Below are 15,996 nucleotides of genomic sequence, written 5' to 3' on the forward strand. Positions count from 1 at the left end.
TCGGTTGCGTTCACAGGTGCGAGCCCATTGGGCCGAGCGGGTGGGCTTCCCCTGCTCGCCGCCGTGTCGCACTCCGTTGCTGAACCCTTTCCTCTTAGGTGGCCGCATACGTGTGATCAGCTCCATATACCGCCAAAAGTGATCATAACGCCCTGTGGCCCCGGAGGTAAGAGATGTCCCACGACGGCGTCGGACAGCGCGCGGTCATGCGCTCGGTGGCCTTCCTCAGTGCGGGGGCGCTCGCGCTGACCGGATGCAGCTCCAAGGACCCGGCCGGCAAGCCGCTCGCCGGGCAGGACATCGCGCCCGCCGTCCGCGCCCAGGTCGCCGACGGCGGGACCCTGCGCTGGGCCGTGGACTCCGTACCGGAGACCCTGAACACCTTCCAGGCCGACGCCGACGCCACCACCAGCCGGGTCGCCCAGGCCGTCCTGCCGTCGATGTTCCGGCTGGACGGGAAGGGGAGCCCGGAGATCAACCCCGGGTATCTGGAGTCCGCGAAGGTCGTCGACACCGAGCCGAAGCAGGTCGTCCTTTACAAGCTCAACCAGCAGGCGGTGTGGAGCAACGGCCGGGAGATCGGCGCCGCGGACTTCGCCGCCCAGTGGCGTGCCCTGTCCGGCAAGGACAGCTCGTACTGGACCGCCCGCAACGCCGGCTACGACCGCATCCAGCGGATCCAGCGCGGCGCCAACGACCTCGAGGTCAAGGTCACCTTCGCCCGGCCCTACGCCGACTGGCGGTCGCTGTTCACACCGCTGTACCCGAAGGAGGTCATGGGCACGCCGGACTCCTTCAACGACGGAGCGCGGCGCAAGCTCAAGGTCACGGCGGGTCCCTTCATGGTGAAGAAGATCGACCGCAAGGCCGACCGGATCACCCTCACCCGCAATCCGCGCTGGTGGGGACGGCCCGCCAAGCTCTCCCAGCTCGAGCTGCGTGCCGTACCGCGCGACGAGCGCGCCGACGAGCTGGCCGAGGGCAAGCTGGACCTGGCCGAGATCGAGCCCGACCTGGCGCACCGCATCGTCCTCGCGGCCCGTCCGCAGGGCACGAGCACCCCGCTCCAGGGCCCCGACGGCTCGCAGGCCCTCCGCCGCTTCGAGGTCCGCAAGTCCTTCGAGCCCGCCTACACCCAGCTCGCCCTCAACGGCGCCGACGGCCCGCTCGCCGACGAGCGCGTCCGCCGGGCGGTGGCCCGCGCCCTCGACCGCGAGGAACTGGCCAAGGCCGTCCTCAAGCCGCTGGGCCTGCCCGCCGTCCCCGTCGGCAGCCACCTCGCCCTCGCCGGCCAGCCCGCCTACGCCGACAACAGCGACGCCCTCGGCGGCCAGGACACCAAGGAGGCCCAGGCGCTGCTCGCGGACGCCGGGTGGGTGCGGGGCGGTCCCGTCACGGACCAGGCGGAGAAGGGCGAGAAGGCGGCCGGCTCCAAGGGAAAGAAGTCCGAGGACGCATCGCAGGGCGGCGACGACGGGACGTACATCGTCGGCGAGGACAACAAGGCGCGCGCGGCGGACCACAAGGCGCCGGGCGAGGCCGACCGGGAGAAGAAGCACCCCGAGAAGCGCAAGGAGCACTTCGCCCAGGACGGCAGGCAGCAGCTGAAGCAGGGCGGTGCGCCCGGCGCGTACGCCCCCATGGGCACCGCCGCTCCCGCCGCCGCGCCGGCCGGCCCGCTCGCCAAGAACGGCAAGCCGCTCACCCTCACGTTCGTCCTTCCCACGGGCGACGGCTCGGAGACCCTCCGCACGGTGGCCGACCGGATCCGGCGGATGCTGGACCGGGTGGGCATCCGTACCAAGCTGAAGAAGGTCTCCGACGACAGCTACTTCAAGGACCACATCGCCTCCGGCGAGTACGACCTCGCCCTCTACTCCTGGCCCTCCTCCGCCTTCCCCGCCACCGACGCCCGCCCCATCTACGCCAAGCCCGTCCCCGCCGCCGACGGCTCCCTCAACGTCGAGCAGAACTACACCCGCGTAGGCACCGACCAGGTCGACCAGCTCTTCGACCAGGCCCTCTCCACGCTGAACGAGTCCGAGTCCCGCTCCCTGATCCGCAAGGCCGACTCCCGCATCTGGGCCACCGCCGCCTCCATCCCCCTCTACCAGCGCCCCCAACTGACAGCAGCGAAGAAGAACGTGGTCAACGGGGGAGCCTTCGGCTTCCAGACGCCGATGTATGAGGACATGGGGTTCTTGAAGAAGGGGGCCAAGGCGTCGGCGAGCGCAAAGCCCCGCAGCTGAACGCCTCTGGAGAACCTCAAATGCCTTGCGGCTCCCGTTGCTTATCTCCACGATGAGCGTCGATGATCACGGCCGCGGGATGCCTCCGGCGACCGCACGGGGGAGAGGTCGAGGACATGCGTGGTGCGATACGACGTGCCGGTACGGCGGTGCTGGCGACGGCGGTGCTGGCGACGGCGGTGCTGGCGGTGGGGCTGGTGGGGTGCACCAGTGACTCCGATGGCGACGACGCGAAGGCCGAAGCCTGCACGGACGGGGCGTACGCCTGGGCCACTGTCACGCGTACGGAGAAGCTGACCGCGCTGGCCGACCCGATCAGGTTCGAGAAGGAGACCGACTCCTACTCGGCCGCCCTGAAGCCCGTCGACGACACCGTCTATCGGCCCAGGGTGACCGGCGCCCCCGAGGACGTCGGCGCGGCCCGGGTGATCAAGGCGCTGGGCGCGCACCTCACGGTGGAAGTGCCGCTCGCAGGGCCGTCCGACACGGTGCGTCCCGAAGACGATCACTACTTCGAGGTGGGGACCGCGGACCTCAAGGGTGACTACTACTCCTGGGGTGAGATCGCACTCGTCGAGGCCGACTTCACGTACGTCTGCGAGGGGAAGTCGTCCAAGGGGCACGTGCTGACCTGGGAGACCACCGGCAGCGGCTTCCTGCCCTGCTCCAGCCCCGCCGACGGAGAAGCCGGCCGCACCGCGGCCCGCGAGACCTGCCCGGCCGATTCCGCCGCCGTAAAGCAGGCCTGAGCTGCGCGGAAACAGCCCGGCGAGCCCCTGCCTGCGCGGCCCCGTACGATGGGGTAAGGCCGTGGCATGTTCAGCCCGGCAGGGCCCGCGTGACACAGACGTACGCGTAGGCCGTCCTCACCACTCCGGGAGTACGCCACATCATGGCCACGCGCCACGACATCCGTAACGTAGCCATCGTCGCCCACGTCGACCACGGCAAGACGACCATCGTCGATGCCATGCTCAAGCAGGCCGGCTCCTTCGCCGCGCACGCCGCCGAGTCCCTCGACGACCGCATGATGGACTCGAACGACCTGGAGCGTGAGAAGGGCATCACGATCCTGGCCAAGAACACGGCCGTGAAGTACCACCCGAAGGCCGGCGGCGACGTCATCACCATCAACATCATCGACACCCCCGGCCACGCCGACTTCGGCGGCGAGGTCGAGCGCGGTCTGTCGATGGTGGATGGGGTCGTTCTTCTCGTCGACGCCTCCGAGGGACCGCTCCCGCAGACCCGCTTCGTACTGCGCAAGGCCCTGCAGGCCCGCCTCCCCGTCATCCTCTGCATCAACAAGACGGACCGGCCGGACGCCCGTATCGACGAGGTCGTCAACGAGACCTACGACCTCTTCCTCGACCTGGACGCGGACGAGGAGCAGATCGAGTTCCCGATCGTCTACGCCTGCGGCCGCGACGGCATCGCCTCGCTGACCAAGCCGGACAACGGCACGGTCCCGGCCGACTCCACCAGCCTGGAGCCGTTCTTCTCCACCATCCTGGATCACATCCCGGCGCCGACCTACGACGAGGCCGCCCCGCTCCAGGCCCACGTCACCAACCTCGACGCCGACAACTTCCTCGGCCGTATCGCGCTGCTCCGCGTCGAGCAGGGCGAGCTGCGGAAGGGCCAGACCGTCGCGTGGATCAAGCGTGACGGGAACATCAGCAACGTCCGCATCACCGAGCTGATGATGACCGAGGCGCTCACCCGCAAGCCCGCCGAGAAGGCCGGCCCGGGTGACATCTGTGCCGTCGCCGGTATCCCGGAGATCATGATCGGCGAGACCCTCGCCGACCCCGAGAACCCGATCCCGCTTCCGCTGATCACGGTCGACGAGCCCGCGATCTCCATGACCATCGGCACCAACACCTCGCCGCTGGTCGGCCGCGGCGGTACCGGCAAGGGCGCCGACAACAAGGCGGCCGTCAAGGACCGCAAGGTCACTGCCCGCCAGGTCAAGGACCGCCTCGACCGCGAGCTGATCGGTAACGTCTCGCTCCGTGTCCTCGACACCGAGCGTCCCGACGCCTGGGAGGTCCAGGGCCGTGGTGAGCTGGCGCTCGCCATCCTGGTCGAGCAGATGCGCCGCGAGGGCTTCGAGCTGACCATCGGCAAGCCGCAGGTCGTCACCAAGGACGTCGACGGCAAGGTCTACGAGCCCGTCGAGCGCATGACGATCGACGTGCCCGAGGAGCACATGGGTGCGGTCACGCAGCTTATGGGTGTGCGGAAGGGCCGGATGGACAACATGTCCAACCACGGCTCGGGTTGGGTCCGCATGGAGTTCGTGGTTCCCTCCCGCGGTCTCATCGGGTTCCGGACCGAGTTCCTGACCCAGACCCGCGGCACCGGCATCGGCCACTCCATCCACGAGGGCTTCGAGCCCTGGTTCGGCACGCTCCAGACCCGTAACAACGGCTCCCTGGTCGCCGACCGCGCCGGTTCCGTCACCGCCTTCGCGATGACGAACCTCCAGGAGCGCGGCGTGCTGTTCACCGACCCGGGTACCGAGGTGTACGAGGGCATGATCGTCGGCGAGAACTCGCGCTCCGACGACATGGACGTGAACATCACCAAGGAGAAGAAGCTCACGAACATGCGGTCGTCCTCGGCCGACTCGTTCGAGGCGATCGTGCCGCCCCGCAAGCTCTCCCTGGAGCAGTCCCTGGAGTTCTGCCGCGACGACGAGTGCGTCGAGGTCACCCCGGAGGCCGTGCGCATCCGCAAGGTGAACCTGGACGCCCGCGAGCGCGCCCGCGCCGCGAGCCGCGCCAAGCACGGCTGACCCTCCGCGTCGTACGACCGCGCCGGGCCCCTCCGCCAAGAGGAGCCCGGCGCAGTGGCGTTCGAGCAGACGGAGAGATAAGACAGCAGCCGTAGAGAGAAGACATAGGGAAAACCCTGCGTCTTCACTCAGGAAGCTCACAGGCCGCACGAAACGGATTACCCTGCTGCCGACGCGCCCTTCTCTCTCGTCCTGACGTCTCGTCAAGGGCCGCGCGTCCGGCCTCGCGGGCATGCCGATGGCACCCCGCGCATGGATCACCGTAATCGCAACTGGTTTTCTCCTCCGGATCGTCCGGTATACGGACGCCTGCGACCGATAGGTGTGTAACAAGTCCGTTTCGCAGGGATCTTTCGGCAAACGCTTTGTCCGGATTTTGGAAGAAGTACGCGCCAGGTGTGATCGAACCGAGACCTTGGGGGTGTGGTTCGTCCATCGGCCCATGGCAGATAGTTAGGCGCGTAGAGCTCGGATAAACGGGTCACGCGCTGCAGGCGGCGCCGACTCACGAGCCTGGGGGCACCTGACTATCTCCGGCACCGGTGACGGTGGCGTGTCGTGTGCTCCCCCTTGCGGTGAACCAATGGACTCATGAGGAGGAACCCATGCGTGGTGCCAAGAGCGCCAAGTGGGTCGCGATAGCCGCGGTTGTGGCGCTGGCCGCGACCGCCTGTGGTGGCAGTGACAGCGACAGCGGCGATGACAGCAACGCCGCCATCGATCCGAACGGCAAGTTCTCGATCGAGGTCGGCGAGCCGCAGAACCCGCTGCAGCCGGCCAACACCATGGAGTCCAACGGCAGCATCGTCACCAAGGCGCTGTTCACGGGTCTCGTGGACTACGACTCCACCGGCAAGATCGAGATGATGAACGCCCAGTCGGTGGACTCCACCGACAACAAGACGTTCACGGTCAAGCTGAAGCCCGGCTGGAAGTTCCACGACGGCACCCCGGTGACCGCCGAGTCCTACGTCAAGGCGTGGAACTGGGCCGCCGCCCCGGCGAACAAGCAGACCAACAGCTTCTGGTTCTCCGACATCGACGGCTACGCCGACGTCGCGCCCGAGAAGGGCAAGGCGAAGGCCACGGAGATGAAGGGCCTGAAGGTCGTCGACGACAACACCTTCACCATCACGCTCACCTCCCCGCTGCCCTACTTCGTCTACAAGCTGGGCTACGAGGTCTTCTCGCCGCTGCCCGAGTCCTTCTTCAAGGACCCGAAGGCCGCCGGTGAGAAGCCGGTCGGCAACGGCCCCTACAAGTTCGTCAGCTGGGACCACAAGAAGCAGATCGAGGTCGCCCGCAACGACGACTACCAGGGTCCGAACAAGGCCAAGAACGGTGGTGTGATCTTCAAGAACTACACCAACCTGGAGACGGCCTACGAGGACCTGAAGTCCGGCAACGTCGACGTCCTGCGCCAGCTCGGCCCCCGCGACCTGCCCGTCTACAAGCAGGACCTCGGCGACCGCGCCGTCGACCAGGCCTACTCCGCGGTCCAGACGATCGCCCCGGCCTTCTACACCGACCAGTGGAAGGACATCGACCCGAAGGTCATCCAGGGCCTGTCGATGGCGATCGACCGCAAGACGATCACCACCACCGTGCTCCAGGGCACCCGCGAGCCCGCCACCGGCTGGGTCGCCAAGGGCGTCCTCGGCTACCAGCCGGACCTGGGCACCGACATCTTCACCTACGACCCGGCCAAGGCCAAGGCGCTCATCAAGGAGGGCGGCGGCGTTCCGGGCAACAAGATCTCCATCCAGTTCAACGCGGACGGTGGTCACAAGGAGTGGGTGGAGGCGGTCTGCGGCTCCATCACCAAGGCCACCGGCGTCGCCTGCACCGGCGACTCCAAGGCGGACTTCCAGGCCGACCTCGACGCGCGTGACGCGCAGGAGGTCAAGTCGATGTACCGCTCCGGCTGGGTGCTCGACTACCCGTTCAACGCGAACTTCCTGCGTGACCTGTTCGGCACCAACTCGTCCGGCAACCAGAGCGGCTTCTCCAACCCGGAGATCGACAAGCTGATCAAGGAAGCCGACGCCGCCAAGACGCAGGACGAGTCGGAGAAGCTGTACCAGGAGCTCGAGAAGAAGCTCCCCGAGTACATGCCGAGCATTCCGCTCTGGTACTACAAGGTCAACGCGGGCTTCTCGGAGAAGGTCACCGGCGTCAAGTACGCCCAGGACGGAGACCCGATCCTGACCGGCGTTCAGGTCAAGAAGTAACCGCAACGACCGTTGTCCCGGGCGCGGCCTGACCCGCCCGGGGAACGGCAGCGGCCGGGGGGCCCTTTCCACCGCATCTTCAGGTGATGCGCGAGGAAAGGGCCCGTCGGCTGCCGCCGTGACTGACATGGAGGCACGATGGGGCGCTACGTCGCACGACGACTGCTCCAGATGATCCCGGTGTTCATCGGGACAACTCTGCTGATCTTTCTCATGGTCTACGCCCTGCCCGGTGACCCCGTGCGCGGGCTCTTCGGCGACAAGGCCGGCAGCCCGCAGGTCATCGCGGCGCTGAGACATGAGTACGGCCTGGACCAGCCGATCCTGGTGCAGTACTGGAATTACATGAAGGACATGATCCTGCATGGCGACTTCGGCACCCAGATCGCCAGCGGACGGCCCGTCACGGATGTACTGGGCGATGCTTTCCCGGTGACGTTGCGTCTCGCCTCGCTGGCCTTCGCCATCGAGGTCGTCCTGGGTATCGCCCTGGGCGTGGCCGCGGGCCTGCGCGCCGGGCGGTTCACCGACAACGCGGTCCTGGCGGTCGCCCTGCTCTTCATCTCGATCCCGGTCTTCGTGCTCGGCTTCATCTGCAAGCTGGTCTTCGCCGACCAGCTGGGGTGGCTGGAGCCGAACGTCAACGACTCCACGGACTACGGTCAGTTGCTGATGCCGGCGATTGTGCTGGCGACCGCGTCACTGGCGTATGTGACGCGGCTGACCCGGACCTCGATCGCCGAGAACCGGCGCGCCGACTACGTCCGCACCGCGATCGCCAAGGGACTGCCCAAGAGCCGTGTGGTGGGCGTCCACCTCATGCGCAACTCGATGATCCCCGTGATCACCTACCTGGGTACCGACATCGGTGCGCTGATGGGCGGCGCCGTCGTCACCGAGGGCCTCTTCAACATCCAGGGCATCGGCCTCACGATCTACGAGTCCATCGTGCGTCGTGAAGGAACCACCCTGGTCGGCCTGGTGACGGTCCTCGTCCTCATCTATCTCCTCGCCAACCTGCTCGTCGACCTGCTCTACGCGGTCCTTGACCCGAGGATTCGCTATGCCTGATGTGACCAAGACCGACGTCAAGGCCGACGCGGTGAATCCGGCGGACCCCACGTATCCGGATCTGACGGCACAGTCCAAACCGGAGAAGACCCGCAGCCTCTGGGGCGACGCGTGGGCCGACCTGCGCCGCAGCTGGATCTTCATCATCTCCAGTGTGCTGATCTTCATCCTGCTGCTGATCACGTTCTTCCCGGGGTGGTTCACCAGCGCGCAGCCGATCCTGGGTGACCTGTCCAAGCACTACCTGCAGAAGCCCAAGCTGGGTGAGGTCGGTTCGGCCGACTGGCTCGGCTACGACCAGCAGGGCCGCAGCGTGTACGCCCGTGTCATCTACGGCACCCGGGCCTCCATAGCCGTCGGCTTCGGCACCACCCTGGTCGTCACGCTGGTGGGCGGGACGGTCGGCATGATCGCCGGTTACTTCGGCGGCGTCGTCGACTCGATCCTGTCGCGGCTCACCGATGTGTTCTTCGGTATTCCGTTCCTGCTCGGCACCATGGTCTTCCTCAACTCCTTCCCGGAGCGCACGACCTGGATCGTCATCGGCGCGCTCGGCTTCTTCGGCTGGACGCAGATCTCCCGGGTGATGCGCGGCGCGGTGATCACCACCAAACAGTCCGACTACGTGCAGGCGGCCAAGGCCCTCGGCGCGAGCACCCCGCGGATCATGTTCCGGCACATCCTGCCGAACACCCTGGCCCCGGTGATCGTCGTCGCCACCATCTCGCTCGGCGTCTACATCACGGCCGAAGCGACACTGTCCTTCCTGGGCCTGGGCCTCAGCGGCGTCTCATGGGGCAACGACATCTCCGACGGCGGCAACCAGATCCGCGTGGCCCAGTGGATCATGCTCTATCCGTCGATCATGCTCAGCATCACGGTGCTGGCGTTCATCATGCTCGGTGAGGCCGTACGCAACGCCCTCGACCCGAAGATGCGCTGAGGGAGGCGTACGTGACCGTCATCGAAGAAACAACCGTGCCCTCGCCTCGCGACGGCGACGGCTCCCCGTTGCTCGAAGTGCGTGACCTGCACGTCGAGTTCCATACCCGCGAGGGCCTGGCCAAGGCCGTCAACGGCGTCAACTACAGCGTCAGCGCGGGCGAGACCCTCGCCGTGCTCGGCGAGTCCGGTTCCGGCAAGTCCGTGACCGCGCAGGCCATCATGGGCATCCTCGACATGCCCCCGGCGCGGATCCCGAAGGGCGAGATCCTCTTCCGCGGCCAGGACATGCTGACCATGTCGGGCGAGGAGCGCCGCAAGATCCGCGGACAGAAGATCGCCATGATCTTCCAGGACGCGCTCAGCTCGCTGAACCCGGTGCTCAGCGTCGGCTACCAGCTCGGTGAGATGTTCCGCGTCCACCAGGGCCTGTCCAAGAAGGACGCCAAGGCCAAGGCGATCGAGCTGATGGACCGGGTGAAGATCCCGGCCGCCGCGGCGCGGGTGGGCGACTACCCGCACCAGTTCTCCGGCGGTATGCGCCAGCGCATCATGATCGCCATGGCGCTGGCCCTGGAACCGGACCTGATCATCGCCGACGAGCCGACCACGGCCCTCGACGTGACCGTCCAGGCTCAGGTCATGGATCTGCTCGCGGAGTTGCAGCGCGAGTACAACATGGGCCTGATCCTGATCACCCACGACCTCGGTGTGGTCGCCGACGTCGCGGACAAGATCGCCGTGATGTACGCGGGCCGGATCGTGGAGCGTGCCCCGGTCCACGAGCTGTACAAGCGCCCCGCGCACCCGTACACGCGGGGTCTGCTGGACTCGATCCCGCGCCTGGACCAGAAGGGCCAGGAGCTCTACGCGATCAAGGGTCTGCCGCCCAACCTGCTGCGCATTCCGTCCGGTTGCGCCTTCAACCCGCGCTGCCCCAAGGCGACGGACCTGTGCCGTACGGAGATCCCGGACCTCAAGCCGGTCACCGAGCAGGACGGCACCGAACTGGTCGGCCGCGGTTCGGCCTGCCACTTCTGGAAGGAGACGATCCATGGCTGAGATCGGCAAGAACGACGAGCCGCAGGACGCCACGCCGAACGTCTCCGAGGTGGAGACCGTGGCCGCCGACACCGAGTCGGAGGCGGTCGCGGCCATCGAGGCCCCGGTCGAACGCGGTGAACCGATCCTCCAGGTGCGCAACCTGGTGAAGCACTTCCCGCTCACCCAGGGCATCCTCTTCAAGAGGCAGATCGGAGCCGTCAAGGCCGTCGACGGCATCTCCTTCGACCTGTACCAGGGCGAGACCCTGGGCATCGTGGGCGAGTCCGGCTGCGGCAAGTCGACTGTCGCCAAGCTCCTGATGAACCTGGAGAAGGCGACCGCCGGCGAGATCTTCTACAAGGGCCAGGACATCACCAAGCTGTCCGGCCGCGCGCTGAAGGCGGTCCGCCGGAACATCCAGATGGTGTTCCAGGACCCGTACACCTCCCTCAACCCGCGGATGACGGTCGGCGACATCATCGGGGAGCCCTTCGACATCCACCCCGAGGTGGCCCCGAAGGGCGACCGGCGCAAGCGCGTCCAGGACCTCTTGGACGTCGTCGGCCTGAACCCGGAATACATCAACCGCTACCCGCACCAGTTCTCGGGCGGCCAGCGTCAGCGCATCGGCATCGCCCGCGGTCTGGCCCTGAACCCCGAGATCATCATCTGCGACGAGCCGGTGTCGGCCCTCGACGTGTCCGTCCAGGCGCAGGTCATCAACCTGATGGAGCGCTTGCAGGACGAGTTCAACCTCTCCTACATCTTCATCGCGCACGACCTGTCGATCGTCCGGCACATCTCGGACCGGGTCGGGGTGATGTACCTCGGGAAGATGGCCGAGATCGGCACGGACGAGCAGATCTACGACCACCCGACGCACCCCTACACCCAGGCGCTGCTCTCCGCGGTCCCCGTCCCGGACCCGGACGCCCGCGATCACCGCGAGCGGATCATCCTGACCGGCGACGTCCCGTCCCCGGCCAACCCGCCCTCCGGCTGCCGCTTCCGCACCCGCTGCTGGAAGGCGCAGGACAAGTGCGCGGAGGAGGTCCCCCTCCTCGCCGTCCCCGAGCGGTTCCGCAGCGAGGACACCCCGGCCGCCCACGAGTCGGCCTGCCACTTCGCCGAGGAGAAGGACGTCGTCCACGCGGCGTGACCCACCTTCACACCGGTTCCCGGCGCCCCATCCAGGGCGCCGGGAACCGGCGTTTTCACGGGAGAGTCGGATGCTCCATCACATCGAGCTGTGGGTACCCGAGCTGCCGCGCGCGGTACGCGAGTGGGGCTGGCTGCTCGGCAGGCTCGGCTACGACCCGTACCAGGAATGGGAGCACGGTCGCAGCTGGCGGCACGGGGCGACGTATCTCGTCGTCGAGCAGTCGTCGGCCATGACCGACGGTGCGCACGACCGGATGCGTCCGGGGCTCAACCACCTCGCGTTCCACGCCGGAAGCCAGGAGCAGGTCGACGCGCTCGCGGCCGAAGCCCCCGCCCACGGCTGGACGCCGCTCTTCGCGGACCGCTACCCGAATGCGGGCGGTCCGGAGCACTACGCGGCCTACCTCGCCAACACGGACGGGTTCGAGGTCGAGTTGGTGGCCGTCACGTAGCGACCCGCGCCCGCGCCCAATGACACGCCACCTGCGCCCCGCCGCCCCCGTCGAGGATCTCCAGGTCCCGCGTCCGGCACGCGTCCGCGACGCCCGCTGCCTCCGCATCGCCGCCGGCCAGGATCTGGCAGCGGGCGTGGAAGCGGCAGCCGGAGGGGATGCGGGAGGGGTCGGGGGGCTCGCCGGTCAGGACCACCGGGGTGCCGGGGGACTCGGGGACGACGGACAGCAGGGCCTGGGTGTACGGGTGTTGGGGCGCCGTCAGGACGTCCTCGACCGCGCCCGTCTCCACGATCCGGCCCAGGTACATCACCGCGACCCGGTCGGCGATGTTCCACGCCAGGCCGAGGTCGTGGGTCACCACCAGCGCCGCCAGGCCCAGTTCGTCGCGGAGCCGTAGGAGGAGGGCGAGGATCTCGCCGCGCACGGAGGCGTCGAGGGAGGCCACGGGCTCGTCCGCGATGATCAGTTCGGGGTCCAGGACCAGCGCTCCCGCGATCACCACGCGCTGCCGCTGGCCGCCGGACAACTCGTGCGGGTAGCGCAGGAAGAAGCGCTCGGGTGGGCGCAGTCCGGCCCGGGAGAGGGCCTGCGTCACCGCCTCCCGCTCGTCGCCGTCGTAGCCGTGGATCCGCAGGCCCTCCGCCACCGCGTCGTACACGGTGTGCCGTGGGTTCAGCGAGCCGGACGGGTCCTGGAGCACCAACTGCACGCGCCGGCGGTGGGACTTGAGCGCCCGGGAGGTGTACGACAGCGGCTCCCCGGCGAAGCCGACGCGCCCCGCCGTCGGAGTCACCAGCCCGAGCAGCGCCCGCGCCAGCGTCGTCTTGCCGCACCCCGACTCGCCGACCAGCGCCACGATCTCCCCGGCCCGGATGTCGAGGTCGACACCGTCCACGGCCCGGGCGGAAGCGGCGCCATGGCGGCCGGGGAAGGTGATGTGCAGCCCTTGGGCGGTGAGCAGGGGCGGGGATGTCGTCATGAGGCGCTCCTCCTCGGGTCGCCGGCCGCGGTCGCCGACCCTTTCGTCTCCGCCGCCGACCCGGCGGTCGGGCCACCGGCGTCCCGCTTCGCCGTGGGCAGGCGCGGGGTGTCCTCGGCGGCATCGGCGGGCCCTGGTGCGCCGTCCCCCTTCGTGGCGGCCCCTCCGCCGACCGTCGCGGGCCCTCCGGAACTCGGTGGCCCCACATGCACACACGCCGCCCTCCGACCCGGCCCCGCCTCGCGCAGCACCTGGTCCTCCGACGCGCACTCCGCCAGCGCCACCCCGCACCGGGGATGGAACGCACACCCGGAGGGGAGGTCCGAGGGATCCGGTGGGTCGCCCGCGAGGCCGCGGGGCGCGAACCGTGACGACGTGTCGCCGATGCGGGGGAACGCGGACGACAGGGCCTCGGCGTACGGGTGGCGTGCGTTCTCGTAGACCTGCTGGGCCGGTCCCTCCTCGACCACGCGGCCCGCGTACATCACGGCGAGCCGGTCGCAGGTGTCGGCGAGGACGGCCAGGTCGTGGCTGATCATGATGAGGCCGAGGTCCTGCTCGGCGACGAGGCCCTCGATCAGCCGCAGGATCTGCGCCTGGATCATCACGTCGAGGGCGGTGGTCGGCTCGTCGGCGACGACCAGCAAGGGATCGCAGGCCAGTGCCATGGCGATCATCACGCGCTGCCGTTGGCCACCGGACAGTTCGTGCGGGTACGCGCTTGCCCTGGCCGCCGGAAGGCCCACGTGCTCCAGCAGTTCCCCCGTCCTCTTCCGCGCCGCCGCCGCGGTACCCCCGCCGTGCAGCAGGATCGGCTCGGCGATCTGGTCGCCGATGCGGTGGACGGCGTTGAGGGAGTGCATCGCCCCCTGGAAGACGATCGAGGCGCCCGCCCAGCGCACCGCCCGCACCCGCCCCCACTTCATGGTGAGCACGTCCTCACCGTCCAGCAGCACCGATCCGCTGATCCTGGTCCCGGCCGGCAGCAGCCTCAGCAGCGCCAGTGCCAGCGTCGTCTTGCCGCACCCGGACTCGCCCGCGATGCCGAGTTTCTGCCCGGCGGCCACCGTCAGGTCGACTCCTCGCACCGCGGCAGCCCCGCCGGGGTAGGTCACCTCCAGGTTCCGGACCTCCAGCAGCGTCAACGGGCCACCCCCAGCCTCGGGTTGAGCACGGTCTCCACCGCGCGCCCGCACAGTGTGAACGCCAGCGCGACCACGGCGATCGCGATGCCCGGCGGCACCAGGTACCACCAGTCGCCGGAGCTGACCGCGCCGGCCTCGCGTGCCTCCTGAAGCATGCCGCCCCAGGACACCACTGTCGGATCGCCCAGGCCCAGGAAGGCGAGCGTGGCCTCGGCGAGGATGGAGGTGGAGATCATCAAGGTCGTCTGGGCCAGGATCAGCGGCATGACGTTCGGCAGGACGTGCCTCGACATGATGTGCCAGTGCCCGCCGCCGAGCGCCTTCGCGCGTTCGATGTACGGCCGTGATTCGACGGCCAGCGTCTGCGCCCGCACCAGCCTGGCCGTCGTCGGCCAGATCGTCACGCCGATCGCCAGCACGACCGTACCGAGTGACCGGGACATCACCGTGGCGAGCGCGATCGCCAGGACCAGCGTCGGCATCACCAGGAACCAGTCCGTGATCCGCATGACCACGGTGGCGTACGGTCCGCGGAAGTGCCCGGCCGTGATGCCGACCAGCCCGCCGATCAGCACCGACAGCACCGCCGCCAGCAGGCCCACCAGCAGTGAGACGCGCGAGCCCCACACCAGCAGGCCCAGCAGATCGCGCCCGAACCGGTCGGTGCCCAGCGGGAATTCGGCGCTCGGGCTCTCCATCGGGTTGCCCGGCGCGTCCGTCACGCTCGCGACGTCGGAGCCGACCGTCAGCGGCGCGGTCAGCGCGATCAGCACGAAGAGGGCGAGGGCTGCCATGCCCACCAGGCCCGCGCGGTGCGTGCGGTACTGCTTCCAGAAGCGGACGGCGGAGTCCCGGCGCCGCTGCCAGGTAAGCGTCGCAGCCGTCGTCATCGGCCCACCCTCGGGTCGAGCAGCGGATAGATCAGATCGGCCAGCGTGTTCATCACGACCACCGCCGCCGCGAAGACGAAGAACAGGCCCTGGACCAGGGGGAGATCGGGCACGCTCAGCGCCTGGTAGAAGAGCCCGCCCAGGCCCGGCCACGAGAAGACGGTCTCCACCAGGATCACGCCCGCGACCGTCCGACCGAGGTTCACGAAGATCAGCGTCACCGTCGGCAGCATCGCGTTGGGCACGGCATGCCGCCGCCGGACCAGGTCGTCCCTCAGGCCCTTGGCCCGCGCGGTCGTCAGATAGTCGCTGCCCATCTCGTCCAGCAGTGCCGAGCGGGTGACGAGCAGCGTCTGGCCGTACTCGACCGCGACCAGGGTGATCACGGGCAGTACGAGATGGTGGGCGACATCGATGACGTACGCGAAGCCCTCCTCGCTCCCCGACTCCATACCGCCGGTCGGGAACAGGCCCGGGATCGGGCCGATGCCCACCGCGAACACGATGATGAGCAGCAGCCCCAGCCAGAAGGACGGGATGGAGTAGAGGGTCAGCGCCAGGCCGGTGTTCAGACGGTCGCCGAGCCCGCCGTGCCGCCAGGCCGAGCGGGTGCCGAGGAAGATGCCCAGCGCGGTGTAGAGGACGAATGCCGTACCGGTGAGGATCAGCGTGTTCGGCAGCGCCTCGGTGATCTTGTCGATCACAGGGGCCCGGAACTGGTACGAGGTGCCCAGGTCGCCGGTGAGCGCCTTGCCGCAGTAGTCGACGAACTGCTCCCACATCGGCAGGTCGAGTCCGAACTCCCGGCGGTACGCGGCCAGTTGGTCGTTCGACACCTGACGGCCGCCGGTCATGTACTTCACCGGGTCGCCGGGGATCAGCCGGAACAGGAAGAAGCTGGTGACCAGCACGGCGAAGAGCGAGACCACGGCGCCGCCGACCTTGCCCGCCCCGTAGCGGAGATACCCCGTGCCCGGGCGCTCGGCCTTCTTCGGCGCCGCCGCGGCCGCCGTGTCAGTGGCCATGGAC

Annotated in this window: 13 protein-coding genes; 9 read left to right on the top strand and 4 right to left on the bottom strand. The window is 68.6% G+C overall.

Features of this window, described 5'->3' with window-relative positions:
- Positions 1-173: 173 nt before the first annotated feature.
- The 9 genes from AB0I98_RS12705 (at position 174) to AB0I98_RS12745 (ending at position 11,950) form a co-directional block, all read left to right on the top strand.
- Positions 174-2,249 carry an ABC transporter family substrate-binding protein gene (locus AB0I98_RS12705; protein ID WP_362939443.1) on the top strand — a complete coding sequence of 692 codons (2,076 nt, stop codon included), beginning with the start codon at positions 174-176 and terminating at the stop codon, positions 2,247-2,249.
- 116 nt (positions 2,250-2,365) lie between these two features.
- Positions 2,366-2,998: a hypothetical protein gene (locus AB0I98_RS12710; protein WP_362939446.1), complete on the top strand. Its 633-nt coding sequence runs from the start codon at positions 2,366-2,368 to the stop codon at positions 2,996-2,998.
- Positions 2,999-3,141: 143 nt separating this feature from the next.
- Positions 3,142-5,049 (top strand): translational GTPase TypA, encoded by a 1,908-nt coding sequence (typA, locus tag AB0I98_RS12715; protein WP_362939449.1) that lies wholly within the window; start codon positions 3,142-3,144, stop codon positions 5,047-5,049.
- A gap of 605 nt (positions 5,050-5,654) precedes the next feature.
- Complete coding sequence (locus tag AB0I98_RS12720) at positions 5,655-7,280, top strand: ABC transporter substrate-binding protein (protein WP_362939452.1); 1,626 nt, start codon at positions 5,655-5,657, stop codon at positions 7,278-7,280.
- A 138-nt stretch (positions 7,281-7,418) separates the two neighbouring features.
- A complete protein-coding gene (locus AB0I98_RS12725) occupies positions 7,419-8,351 on the top strand; it encodes an ABC transporter permease (RefSeq protein WP_362939455.1) in 933 nt (310 codons plus the stop codon).
- Positions 8,344-9,294: an ABC transporter permease gene (locus AB0I98_RS12730; RefSeq protein ID WP_362939458.1), complete on the top strand. Its 951-nt coding sequence runs from the start codon at positions 8,344-8,346 to the stop codon at positions 9,292-9,294. The genes AB0I98_RS12725 and AB0I98_RS12730 overlap by 8 nt, the downstream gene beginning before the upstream one ends.
- Before the next feature lie 11 nt (positions 9,295-9,305).
- A complete protein-coding gene (locus AB0I98_RS12735; RefSeq protein ID WP_362939461.1) occupies positions 9,306-10,355 on the top strand; it encodes an ABC transporter ATP-binding protein in 1,050 nt (349 codons plus the stop codon).
- Positions 10,348-11,496 (top strand): dipeptide ABC transporter ATP-binding protein, encoded by a 1,149-nt coding sequence (locus AB0I98_RS12740; protein WP_362939464.1) that lies wholly within the window; start codon positions 10,348-10,350, stop codon positions 11,494-11,496. The genes AB0I98_RS12735 and AB0I98_RS12740 overlap by 8 nt, the downstream gene beginning before the upstream one ends.
- Positions 11,497-11,566: 70 nt before the next feature.
- Positions 11,567-11,950 carry a VOC family protein gene (locus AB0I98_RS12745; protein WP_362939467.1) on the top strand — a complete coding sequence of 128 codons (384 nt, stop codon included), beginning with the start codon at positions 11,567-11,569 and terminating at the stop codon, positions 11,948-11,950.
- Here AB0I98_RS12745 and AB0I98_RS12750 read toward each other — a convergent pair.
- Genes AB0I98_RS12750 through AB0I98_RS12765 form a run of 4 tightly spaced genes read right to left on the bottom strand, consistent with a single transcriptional unit; the run spans position 11,943 to position 15,992 of the window.
- A complete protein-coding gene (locus AB0I98_RS12750) occupies positions 11,943-12,932 on the bottom strand; it encodes an ABC transporter ATP-binding protein (protein WP_362939470.1) in 990 nt (329 codons plus the stop codon). The genes AB0I98_RS12745 and AB0I98_RS12750 overlap by 8 nt on opposite strands.
- Positions 12,929-14,077 carry an ABC transporter ATP-binding protein gene (locus AB0I98_RS12755; RefSeq protein ID WP_362939473.1) on the bottom strand — a complete coding sequence of 383 codons (1,149 nt, stop codon included), beginning with the start codon at positions 14,075-14,077 and terminating at the stop codon, positions 12,929-12,931. Before AB0I98_RS12755 ends, AB0I98_RS12750 begins: the two co-directional genes overlap by 4 nt.
- Positions 14,074-14,967: an ABC transporter permease gene (locus tag AB0I98_RS12760; protein ID WP_362939477.1), complete on the bottom strand. Its 894-nt coding sequence runs from the start codon at positions 14,965-14,967 to the stop codon at positions 14,074-14,076. Before AB0I98_RS12760 ends, AB0I98_RS12755 begins: the two co-directional genes overlap by 4 nt.
- Positions 14,964-15,992: an ABC transporter permease gene (locus tag AB0I98_RS12765; RefSeq protein WP_362939480.1), complete on the bottom strand. Its 1,029-nt coding sequence runs from the start codon at positions 15,990-15,992 to the stop codon at positions 14,964-14,966. Before AB0I98_RS12765 ends, AB0I98_RS12760 begins: the two co-directional genes overlap by 4 nt.
- Positions 15,993-15,996: the final 4 nt, after the last annotated feature.

The sequence above is a fragment of the Streptomyces sp. NPDC050211 genome, assembly GCF_040656035.1.
GTDB lineage: Bacteria > Actinomycetota > Actinomycetes > Streptomycetales > Streptomycetaceae > Streptomyces.